The sequence below is a fragment of the Cupriavidus sp. CP313 genome (genome assembly GCF_054072015.1).
In genome coordinates this window covers 72,468-82,420 of record NZ_JBSVZB010000036.1, presented here as the reverse complement: position 1 = coordinate 82,420, position 9,953 = coordinate 72,468, and the positions used below count along the sequence as shown (strand labels likewise).

Genomic DNA, 9,953 nt, shown 5'->3' with positions numbered 1-9,953 from the left:
CATGGTAGGAATGCAGCGGCCATTCGCATGTCGAGTCGTGTTTAGCTGCACTGCGCCCTTCATGGCGGAGTGCTTTTCAACAGCCTGCTAAAGGCGACGCGTTTCTTGCCACGCCCGGCGGCGCCTGGCTCCGCTACAAGGACGAACCGCAGCGACTACCAAGGCAACGAATACGTCTTGGTATTGGTGAAACTCTTCATCGCCTCCAACACCCCTTCCTTGTACCCCAGCCCAGAGTCCTTGATCCCACCGAAAGGCGTCAGTTCCAGCCGATACCCCGGCACCTCCCGCACATTGACGCTGCCAACCTTCAGCTCCCGCACGAAGCGCGTGATGTAGTCGAGCCGGTTGGTGCAGACCGACGAAGACAGCCCGTACGCAGTGCCATTCGAGATGCGGATCGCATCTTCAATGTCCCTGAAGCGGATCACCGGCGACACCGGCCCAAAGGTCTCATGCCTGGCCACCGTCATTTCGGGATCGACATGATCGAGCACCGTCGGCGAATACAGCGCGCCGCGCCGGATATTGCCGTAGCGCAACGTGGCCCCGGCGGCAATCGCCTCATTGACCACCATCTCGAACTGGATCGCGGCGGCTTCGTCGATGACCGTGCCCATGTCCACCTTCGGGTCCATGGGATCACCATAGCTGAGCGCTTCGGTCTTCGCCACCAGCAGATCGACAAAGCGGTCCGCCACCGACTCATGCACCAGCATGCGCTTGATCGCCGTGCAGCGCTGCCCGGAGTTCTTGTAGGAGCCGCTGGCGGCGAGCGTGGCGGCCTCCTCCAGGTCCGCGTCTTCCATCACGATGATCGGGTCGTTGCCCCCCAGCTCCAGCACCTGGCGCTTGTAGGTGGCCGTGGCGGCAATGTACTTGCCGATCGGCACGCCGCCGGTGAAGGTCACCAGGTCCACGTCCGGGTGCGTCAGCATCTCGTCGGCGATCTCGCGCGGGTCGCCGGTGATGACCGACAGCATCTGCGGCGGCAGTCCGGCCTCATACAGGATATCGGCCAGCAGGTAGGCCGCCAGCGGCGTCTTCTCGCTGGGCTTGAGCACCATGCGGTTGTTGGTGGCCACTGACGGCGCCACCTTGTGGATCACCTGGTTCAACGGGTGGTTGAACGGCGTGATCGCGGTGATCACGCCCAGCAGCGGCTCGCGCAGCGTATAGACCTTGCGGCTCTTGCCATGGTGGGTCAGGTCGCACGAGAACACCTGGCCGTCGTCGACCAGCGCCTGGTTGGCGGCAAACAGCAGCACGTCAGAGGCACGGCCCACCTCGTACAGCGAATCCTTGCGGCACAGGCCGGATTCCCGCGTGATCGTGCGCGAGATCTCGTCGAGGCGCGAGGCGATGATCTCGCCGGCGCGCATCAGGATCTTGTAGCGTTCATAGCGCGTCAGCGTGGGCTGGTAGTCGCGCGCGATGCGGTAGGCGCGGCGCACGTCGTCGAGCGTGGCCTTCGGCACGGTGGCGATGACTTCGCCGGTGTACGGATAGGTCACCTCGATCACGTCTTCGCGGTAGATCTTCTCGCCGGCGATGCGCAACGCTTCGTGGCGAATTTCGGGGATGGCTTGCAATGCGGTCATGATCTTGCCCTCTCGGGTCTTGAGCAGTGTCGGGAAAAGGGTTGCAGCCGTGGCGGGCGGGCAGGAGTCATGCCGGCCCTGCGCACTCAGCGGCGAATGAATGCCGCGATGACGGCGCTGATGATGCAGCTGGTCGCCACGATCGGGAACACCAGCGAGGTATTGCCGGACTGGTCCAGGATGCGGCCGATAAGCGGCTCGCCCAGGCCCGCAAGCAGGTACGAGAAGAAGTTCAGGATGCCGGTGGCAGTGCCTGCGCGCTTGGCGCCCACCAGGTCCGGGCACAGCGCCCAGAACGACGAGGCCGGGCCGTAGACGAAGAATCCGGCAAGGAACAGCGCGACGATGGCGCCCATGCCCGTGGGCAGCTTGTACATGACCATTGACGCCACGGCACCCAGGACCATGTACAGCATGATGGCCTTGCTGCGGCTGGAGCCGAACAGCCGGTCGGAAATCCAGCCGTTGGACAGCGCGCCGAAGGCCATGCCCACCGGCAGCGCCACCGAGATCCACGCCGGGTCGATCAGCGTCTCGGCGCTTTTCCAGTTCTTGCCCAGGAAGTGGACCGGTACCCAGACGATCAGGCCATAGCGCGCGGCATTCTGGAAACCGATCGACAGGCCCGCGATCAGCAGCCGCGGGTTGCGCAGCACGGCCTTGTAACGCGACCAGGAGCTTTCGTCGGCATCGGTCTCTGCCGCTGCGGCCTTGTCCGCATCCTCGGCCTTGGCGACGCCGGTGTCGGGTGACTTGAAGCCCAGGTCTTCCGGCCGCTCGCGCACGATCAGGAAGAAGGTGATGCCACCCACCAGCATCAGCAGCACCGGCAGGCGGAAGATCCAGCGCCAGTCCAGGTGCAGGATATTCACAACCACGATCGAGGTGACGAACGACAGCACCGAAGCGCAGCCGGCCGCGAACACATAGAAGCCATAGACTTTGCCGCGTTCTTCGGCGCCCCACCAGTTCGACAGCAGCCGGCTGCCGGGCGCCCAGCCGAGCGCCTGGAAGTAGCCGTTGATGCCCCATGGAATCGCCAGGCTCTTGAAGCCCACGGCGAAGCTGACCACCCAGTTGGCCGCGCACGACAGGATCGCGCCGGCGGTCATTACCCGGCGCCCACCGAACTTGTCGCCCAGGTTGCCGTTGATGGCCTGCCCGATGGCGTAGCACCACAGCAGGCAGGTCGAGGCCCATCCCAGTGCCTCCTTGGAAAGCCCAAATTCCTGCTGGATGCCGGGAATGGCGAAGCCGAAGGTCTGCCGCCCCGTGTAGAAGAAGAAGTAGCAGAACATCGCGGCCAGCAGCATGCGCCACTGTGCCCGCCGGAACGATAGCTCGGCCGGGGCGACGAACGCCCCGGCCTGGATGCGATCGGCAGTTTCCATTTTTGTCTCCTCTTGTATTGTCGGCCCGTATTGCGGGCTCGTGTTGGCCGGCGGTACCGTCGGCCGGGGTCGTGCCACTAGGCCGACACAGCGCCGATGAAGTTCTTGCCACGGGCGCCGTCCAGCGCACGCGCGATCATGGCGCCGGCCTCGTCGTCGGTGACGCCGTAGTCGGCAAACTCGGTCTTCACGCCCAGGCCCTGCAGGAAGGCGCGCAGCCGTTGCTGCCCGTGGTCCAGTGCGGGCCCGAACAGCCTCTGCAGGGTGCGGTCGCGGTCGGGCCGGCGTGCCCACGCTTTTTCGAGCACCAAGGGCAACGTGAACGAGCAGGCGATGCCGTGCGGAAGGCCATGGCGCAGCGTCATCTCGTAGGAGATGGAGTGCGCAAGTGCCGTCTTGGTATTGGAGAACGCCAGTCCGGCCTTGAGGGCGGCCAGCGCCATGCGCTCACGCAAGGCAATGTCGTCCAGGTTGCGCACCAGTTCCGGCAAGGTGTCGAAGATGTCTTCCACCGCCGAAATGGCGAAGGTGTCGGAAATCGGGTTGGCGTTGACATTCCAGATCGATTCCAGCGCATGAGACAGGGCGTCAAGCCCGGTGGAGATCGTGGTGCCACGTGGCACTGACACCATCAGCTCCGCATCCACGATGGCCGCTTCGGGCCAGGTTGCCTCCAGGTGGAGCGAGTACTTCTTCTGGTTCGCGGCGTCCCAGATAGTCGCCCAGGGCGTCACTTCGCTGCCCGTTCCGGCCGTGGTCGGCACGGCGATCAGCGGCTTGACCCGCGCCGGCGTGAACGCCTTGCCGGTCGCCAGCAGGCTGATCAGCGAATCGAACCGCCCCGTCCTGGTCCCGACCATCAGCGCCTTGGCGGTATCGATGGCGCTGCCGCCTCCGACCGCAACGATGGCGTCGCAAGCGTCGGCGTCTTCCCAGAAGCGGTCATACAGGCCGGACAACTGGGTTACGTCGGGGTTGGGGTGCACGTCTTCAATCATCCCGACAAGGTCTGCACCCAGCAGGGCTTCAAGCCGCGCCACCAATCCCAGCGCGCGCGCTTCGGGAAAGGTCACGACGACGGCGCGCCGTCCGTGCAGCAAGGCCGGAAGCTGGTCAAGGCTGCCAGCCCCGCAATGGATCGACACGGGGTTGTGGTAGGCATGGATCATGGGGTCTCCTCACTTCTTTCCTGGGTAGCCTGGGCGGCGGCTTGAGCCGCGTTCCTTGGTGCCTGAAGTGTGGGAGACGCCAAACCCCCGATCCAATCGCATCTTTGACGGCGAGGTGCGCCAAAACCGATGGATCGCCGGGACGCTGCCGGCCTCGGGGAAACCCTGTACGCATCGGCACGCGTCTGTGGGAGACTCGCCGCACACGCCGCGCAGAACGGCGGCCAGCCCCCATCGAGACCCCATGTTCCACCAGTACTACAAGTCGATCCGCTGCTTCCATGCGGTCGCCCGGACGGGCGGCTTCACTGCCGCGGCGCAGTACCTGCATATCGGGCAGCCGACCGTGACCGACCAGGTCAAGGCGCTGGAGACGCGCTTCGGCGTGGAGCTGTTCCTGCGCGCAGGCCGCACCGTGCGCCTGACCGACACCGGCGAGCGGCTCTACGCCATCACCCAGGGATTGTTCGGGCAGGAAGACGAGGCCATGCAGTTCCTGCAGAGCGCGCACAAGCTCAAGACCGGGCTGGTGCGCGTGGGCGCGGTCTCGCCGCCGATCGCGCTGGGGCTGGCGCGCAGCTTTCGCACCGCGCACGCTTCGCTGGAACTGACAGTCACCATCGGCTCAGAGGCATCGGTGCTGCGCGGGTTGCAGGATTTCGACATCGACGTCGGCATCCTGGCGGAACCCGATCCCGTCGAGGGCCTGCATATCGCGCCCTATCGCCGCGAGCGCATCGTTGCCGTGATGCCGGCCGGCCATCCGCTGGCCGCGCGCCCTTCGATCACGGTGCAAGACGTCGCCGGCGAAGCCGTGATCCTGCGCGAGCCGGGATCGAAAACCCGGCTCCGTGTTGAACGCGCGTGCGCACAGCATGGCGTAGCGCTGAACTGCGTGATGGAAATCAACAGCCGCGAGGCCATCCTGCATGCGGTGGCCAATGGCATGGGCATCAGCTTCGTCACGCAGATCGAATGCATCCCGCTGCCGGGCCTGCAGGTGGTGCCGGTCGACGAGCCGCTGTTATCGATCGACTATTCGCTGTGCTGCCTGGAGGTGCGCAAGGAGCGGCCGCTGATTGCGGCGCTGTTCGCGGTCGCGCTGGGCGAGCACCACCCCGTCATCCGCCCCAACCTGCCTGCACCAGCGTAGCCACGCCCACGCCGACCAGGACGGCCCCGGTAAGCCGTACCGCAAGCCTGGTCACGCGCGCACCCGCCGGCATCCATCGTTCGAGCGTCATCGCCAACGTCACCGCTGCCATCACACGCAGGTCCATCACGCCCATGACGAGCAATGCCGCGGTCAGGCCCGCACAGCACCGGGTGCAGTGCAGGCCCAGCCGCAGGCCATGGCGCCACGCCGAGCCGGCATCCGCCGGCAGGGCGCGCGTGCGGCCCGCTGCGTTGGTGCAGCAGGCAAGCTGCCGTGCTTTCCACGCGGTGAACTGCAGCACGCCTGCCATCACCAAGACCACCGCAGCAGCGAGCGGCGCCGCGCGCGCCAGGCCCTGGGCCTGCGTGGCGATTGCTGCCAGCGCAGCGCCAACCGGGAAAACGGCGAGGCCCACCATGCCCCACACGATGAAGTAGCCGGCGCCCGCGAGCGCCATCGACATGCCCGGGCGGACCTGCCCTGCCGCCGCCAGCGCCTGGCGGTAGCGCCACAGCATCGGTGCCAGCGAGGGCAGCATCATCGGCACCATCATGGCGATCCACATGCCGAGGAAGACCATTGCCGTGCGGGCCCAGGTCTGGCCGCACATCCGCATCCACGCCATCGACATGGTCCAGCCGCCGGGCATCGGCGTCGCGCCCATTGCCGGCATGGACGCATGCCAGGCGAGTGTCGCCGCCACGCCGGCGATGAACAGCACGGCCAGGACGCCAAGGAAGGCAAGGCGCGGGCCGGCGCTGCGTGAGCGCGCCGGCCTGTGCGCGGTGAGTACGCTGGACACGGCCTGCCTCAGCCCTGCTCGTACTCATCATGCCGGCGCCACCAGACCCCGGCCTCGTTGCGTCCGCGCGGCGCGCGATCCAGCCACTGGTACATGCCCCACAGGCCATCCAGCCCGCGCGCATAGGTGGAATAGGTGTGGTACACAACGCCATCTTCCAGTGCGAAGGCGCTCATGCCGGGCCGGTCGCGCTGGTACGTCGCGGCATCGGTGCCGCACATGGCAGCAAACCTGGCCTCGGCCGCTGCGCCGCCGGCCTCCAGCTCAGGGCGCCAGGCGAATGCCGCCTCGCGCCGGTAGTTGTAGTCGATATCGCCCTGGCGTTGTTGTGCTTCGCTGAACCAGACGTTGAAGTCCGTGTTGAAGTCGCTGCCCTGCGACGACGCCCACGGGAAGGTCCAGCCCATGCGCCGCTGGTACGCCTGCAATTTCGCCAACGGTGCCCGCGACACCGCGGCCAGCGTGACGTCGTGATGCGCCAGGTGGACGGTGAATCCGTCAAACCCGTCTGCAATCGCGGAGCAGGACGGGCAACCTGCCTGGTAGTCCGGGCCGAACATGAAGTGGTAGACCAGCAGTTGCGAACGTCCCTGGAACAGGTCTGCCAGCGAGGCGCTGCCCGCCGCGGTCTCGAACCGGTAGGGCTTGTCGATTCGAACCCACGGCAACGCCTGGCGCTGCCGTGCCAGTTCATCGCTGCGTCGGGTGAGATCCTTCTCGGCCTCGAGCAGTTCACGCCGCGCGGCGAGCCATGCTTCACGGGTTCCGGTGCTGTGTGTGGTCATCGTGCATCCCTCCGTTGGTTGGTGTTCGTGTGCTAGATTAGGCGCCGGCTTCCAACGGTGGGAGTGACAAGTGTGGCGGGATTTCTGGCGGGATTCGGATGGACTCACGCATTGCCGCCGCGGCGCTCGCGCTTGCCGCGGGTGATCCGCTTGGCGCGCTGAACCGGGTTGCCCTGCGCGACGATCCGCCGGCGCTGGCGTTGCGCGGCATCGCCATGGCGCAGCTGGGCGACTTCATCCGCGCCCGGGCACTGTTGCGCAGCGCGGCGCGCGCCTTCGGTCCGCGGGAAGCCGTTGCGCGCGCCAGGTGCGTGGTGGCCGAAACGGAGATCGCCTTTGTCTCGCGCGACCTGGGCTGGCCGGCAAAGACGCTGGACAGCGCGCGCGCCACCCTTGAAGCGCACGGCGACTGGGTCAACGCCGCCCATGCGCGGTATCTGGCGATCCGGCGGCTGCTGCTGATCGGCCGCATCGACGACGCCGAGCAGGCGCTTGCCGGGCTTGACCCCACCCCCTTCCCGCCCGCGTTGCGCACAGCCCATGCCCTGATCGTGGCGGGCATTGCGATGCGGCGCGTGCAGACCAGGCCGGCGCGCAACGCGCTGGCACAGGCCGCGCGCGCGGCGCAGCGCGCCGGCATCCCATCCTTGAGCGCCGAGGTTGAAAGCGCGGCCCTGGCGCTGCACAGCCCCGCGGCACGCCGCATCGCGCGCGGCGAGGAACGGCCGCTGCTGCTCGAGGAAGTCGAAGCGCTGCTGGCGTCGAAAGCGTTGGTCGTGGATGCGTGCCGCTATGCCGTGCGCTGCGCGGGCACCGCGGTCTCGCTCGCCAGGCGACCGGTGTTGTTCACGCTGGTGCGCGCGCTGGCCGAGGCCTGGCCCGCCGACGTGCCCCGGGACACGCTGATCGCGCACGCCTTCCGCACCAGGCACGCCGATGCTTCGCACCGCGCGCGGCTGCGTGTCGAGATCGGGCGGCTGCGCACAGTGCTTGGCGCATTTGCCGGCGTCACCGCAACCGGGCGCGGCTTCGCGCTGGTGCCGCACCGCGCGCGCGAGGTGGTGGTGCTGGCGCGGCCCGTGGAAGAGAAGCACGCGGCGGTGCTAGCCTTGCTTGCCGATGGCGAGTCATGGTCCAGCTCTGCCCTCGCGCTGGCGCTGGGTGCCAGCCAGCGCTCGGTGCAACGGGCACTTGAAACGCTGGCGGCCGCGGGCAAGATCCAGTCCCTTGGCCACGGGCGCGCGCGCCGCTGGATGACGCCGCCGGTGCCGGGATTCACGACGACCTTGTTACTCCCCTCGCCGCTGCCGATTGACTAGCATGTAGCCATCCCCAAGCCACCAGGACGACAGCATGAAACGATCACAAGCCGAAGTGCTTCGCGAGTATGGTCCCTTCCCCGGGGTCGAGAACGTCCACGGTGTCAGCTATGACGGCCAGCGGGTCTGGTTTGCCAGCGGAGACAAGCTCAATGCCCTGGACCCGGTCACCGGCAGGACACTGCGCTCGCTCGATGTCGCCGCCCATGCCGGAACGGCTTTCGACGGCCAGCACCTGTACCAGATTGCCGAGGACCGCATCCAGAAGATCGATCCGCAAAGCGGCCGCGTGCTGGCCACGATCCCCGCGCCGGGCGGCGGCGGCGACTCGGGGCTTGCCTGGGCCGAAGGCACGCTGTGGGTAGGCCAGTACCGGGAGCGGAAGATCCACCAGGTCGATCCGCAGACGGGGGCGATCCTGCGCACCATCACGTCCGACCGCTTTGTCACCGGCGTCACCTGGGTCGATGCCGAGCTCTGGCACGGCACCTGGGAAGGCGACCAGAGCGAGCTGCGGCACATCGACCCGCAATCGGGCGCGGTGCTGGAATCGGTCACCATGCCGGCCGGCGCGGGCGTGTCGGGGCTGGAGTCCGACGGCGGCGACCAGTTCTTCTGCGGCGGCGGCAACAGCGGCAAGATCCGCGCGGTGCGCCGGCCCAGGCCAGCCGGGAAGCGCCCCGCCGACGCCGCGGGCAAGTAGCCGGCATTCACCCTGAGCGGACAACTTTCACTATTCCTTACAGACAACGGCGCTGCCACCATCTATTCTCCTGTCGCAAACGGAATCCCCCACAACAAGGAGAATGCGATGAAATCCGCTCTGGCCCTTCTGGTCGCCTGCAGCGCACTGCTGGGCGGCTGCGTGGTAGCCCCTTATGACGGCTATGGCAGCGGCCCCCAGGGCTGCCCGCCGGGGCAGGCAAAGAAGGGCAACTGCCGCGTCGACCCGTATGGCAACGAGTCCTTCTGCCCGCCGGGCCAGGCCAAGAAAGGCCGCTGCTGAGCCAGCGCCAGCGCCGCACTGACCGGCCGGTCCCGGCTGGCGCCCCCCGGCGCCAGCCGGTGTTGCACGGGCCGGCCTGACGGACGGAGAATGGCGGGATGCGGGCATCTCGTCCGCAGGAGAGCGCCATGCAATCCCGCACGCCATCCCGGTATATCGGCAAACTGTGCGTTGCCGCTGTCGTGCTCGCCTCGCTCGGGGCCTGTGCGACCTTGCAGCCGGAACAGACCGGCAAGCAAATGATCGGCAGCCCTGAAAGTGCCGTACGCAGTACATTCGGATCCCCCACCGAGACCTACCGCCTCGCCGACGGCACCACCCGCTGGATCTGGTCGCGCCAGCCCCTCGGCCATGAGGTCTATGCCGCTGATTTCGACGCCGGCGGCAAGCTCACCAACTATCGCCAGATGCTGACCGAGACGGAGATCTACCGCGCCCAGGTCGGGACCTGGACCAAGAAGGACGTGCAGGAGCGCTTTGGCCTGCCACGCGAGCCCATCCAGTACTACTCCCTGATGAAGCGTGAAGCCTGGTCCTGGCGCATGTACAAGGATGGCTTGCAGACCGCGCATTTCAGCTGCTACTTCGATGACGCCGGCGTGCTGCGCCAGACCATGATCATCGTCGACCCGCTCGGCGGCGACTCGCGCCCCTCGCGCTGAAGCGAGGCCGGCAAGGCAGCCGGTGCCATTGCCGGCAGCAGGGGCTCCCCGGCCCACGGGCC

10 protein-coding genes are annotated in these 9,953 nt (G+C 67.3%); 5 read left to right on the top strand and 5 right to left on the bottom strand.

What is annotated here, in order from left to right; translation table 11 throughout:
• Nucleotides 1–155 precede the first annotated feature (155 nt).
• The 3 genes from phnY to psrA form a co-directional block, all read right to left on the bottom strand.
• Nucleotides 156–1,601, bottom strand: coding sequence for a phosphonoacetaldehyde dehydrogenase (gene phnY, locus ACW4E8_RS34065; protein ID WP_456808532.1), 1,446 nt, complete (start codon nt 1,599–1,601; stop codon nt 156–158).
• An 86-nt stretch (nt 1,602–1,687) separates the two neighbouring features.
• The gene (locus tag ACW4E8_RS34060; RefSeq protein WP_456808531.1) at nt 1,688–2,992 is read right to left on the bottom strand and encodes an MFS transporter; all 1,305 of its coding nucleotides are present in this window, start codon (nt 2,990–2,992) and stop codon (nt 1,688–1,690) included.
• A gap of 77 nt (nt 2,993–3,069) precedes the next feature.
• Nucleotides 3,070–4,161 (bottom strand): iron-containing alcohol dehydrogenase PsrA, encoded by a 1,092-nt coding sequence (gene psrA / locus ACW4E8_RS34055; RefSeq protein WP_456808530.1) that lies wholly within the window; start codon nt 4,159–4,161, stop codon nt 3,070–3,072.
• 244 nt (nt 4,162–4,405) lie between these two features.
• On the opposite strand from psrA, the gene ACW4E8_RS34050 reads away from it, so the two are divergent.
• The gene (locus ACW4E8_RS34050) at nt 4,406–5,314 is read left to right on the top strand and encodes a LysR substrate-binding domain-containing protein (protein WP_456808529.1); all 909 of its coding nucleotides are present in this window, start codon (nt 4,406–4,408) and stop codon (nt 5,312–5,314) included.
• Here the strand turns inward: ACW4E8_RS34050 and ACW4E8_RS34045 are convergent.
• The gene (locus ACW4E8_RS34045; protein ID WP_456808528.1) at nt 5,283–6,119 is read right to left on the bottom strand and encodes a DUF2182 domain-containing protein; all 837 of its coding nucleotides are present in this window, start codon (nt 6,117–6,119) and stop codon (nt 5,283–5,285) included. The two genes, ACW4E8_RS34050 and ACW4E8_RS34045, sit on opposite strands and share 32 nt — an antisense overlap.
• An 8-nt stretch (nt 6,120–6,127) precedes the next feature.
• Nucleotides 6,128–6,904 (bottom strand): DUF899 domain-containing protein, encoded by a 777-nt coding sequence (locus tag ACW4E8_RS34040; RefSeq protein ID WP_456808527.1) that lies wholly within the window; start codon nt 6,902–6,904, stop codon nt 6,128–6,130.
• A gap of 98 nt (nt 6,905–7,002) precedes the next feature.
• On the opposite strand from ACW4E8_RS34040, the gene ACW4E8_RS34035 reads away from it, so the two are divergent.
• The 4 genes from ACW4E8_RS34035 (at nt 7,003) to ACW4E8_RS34020 (ending at nt 9,891) form a co-directional block, all read left to right on the top strand.
• Complete coding sequence (locus tag ACW4E8_RS34035; protein WP_456808526.1) at nt 7,003–8,223, top strand: helix-turn-helix domain-containing protein; 1,221 nt, start codon at nt 7,003–7,005, stop codon at nt 8,221–8,223.
• A 34-nt stretch (nt 8,224–8,257) separates the two neighbouring features.
• Nucleotides 8,258–8,926, top strand: a complete 669-nt coding sequence (locus tag ACW4E8_RS34030) for a Vgb family protein (protein WP_456808525.1) — start codon at nt 8,258–8,260, stop codon at nt 8,924–8,926.
• Nucleotides 8,927–9,034: 108 nt separating this feature from the next.
• Entirely contained in the window at nt 9,035–9,229 is a 195-nt protein-coding gene (locus ACW4E8_RS34025; RefSeq protein WP_456808524.1) for a hypothetical protein, read from the top strand.
• Between the two features lie 128 nt (nt 9,230–9,357).
• Complete coding sequence (locus tag ACW4E8_RS34020; RefSeq protein ID WP_456808523.1) at nt 9,358–9,891, top strand: hypothetical protein; 534 nt, start codon at nt 9,358–9,360, stop codon at nt 9,889–9,891.
• The last annotated feature ends 62 nt before the right edge of the window (nt 9,892–9,953 follow it).

What these genes read in the sequence shown, in the direction of transcription:
- phnY (WP_456808532.1), bottom strand. Translation starts at nt 1,601, where the DNA reads ATGACCGCATTGCAAGCCATCCCCGAAATTCGCCACGAAGCGTTGCGC.
- ACW4E8_RS34020 (WP_456808523.1), top strand. Translation starts at nt 9,358, where the DNA reads ATGCAATCCCGCACGCCATCCCGGTATATCGGCAAACTGTGCGTTGCC.
- ACW4E8_RS34040 (WP_456808527.1), bottom strand. Translation starts at nt 6,904, where the DNA reads ATGACCACACACAGCACCGGAACCCGTGAAGCATGGCTCGCCGCGCGG.
- ACW4E8_RS34025 (WP_456808524.1), top strand. Translation starts at nt 9,035, where the DNA reads ATGAAATCCGCTCTGGCCCTTCTGGTCGCCTGCAGCGCACTGCTGGGC.
- ACW4E8_RS34035 (WP_456808526.1), top strand. Translation starts at nt 7,003, where the DNA reads ATGGACTCACGCATTGCCGCCGCGGCGCTCGCGCTTGCCGCGGGTGAT.
- ACW4E8_RS34050 (WP_456808529.1), top strand. Translation starts at nt 4,406, where the DNA reads ATGTTCCACCAGTACTACAAGTCGATCCGCTGCTTCCATGCGGTCGCC.
- psrA (WP_456808530.1), bottom strand. Translation starts at nt 4,161, where the DNA reads ATGATCCATGCCTACCACAACCCCGTGTCGATCCATTGCGGGGCTGGC.
- ACW4E8_RS34060 (WP_456808531.1), bottom strand. Translation starts at nt 2,992, where the DNA reads ATGGAAACTGCCGATCGCATCCAGGCCGGGGCGTTCGTCGCCCCGGCC.
- ACW4E8_RS34030 (WP_456808525.1), top strand. Translation starts at nt 8,258, where the DNA reads ATGAAACGATCACAAGCCGAAGTGCTTCGCGAGTATGGTCCCTTCCCC.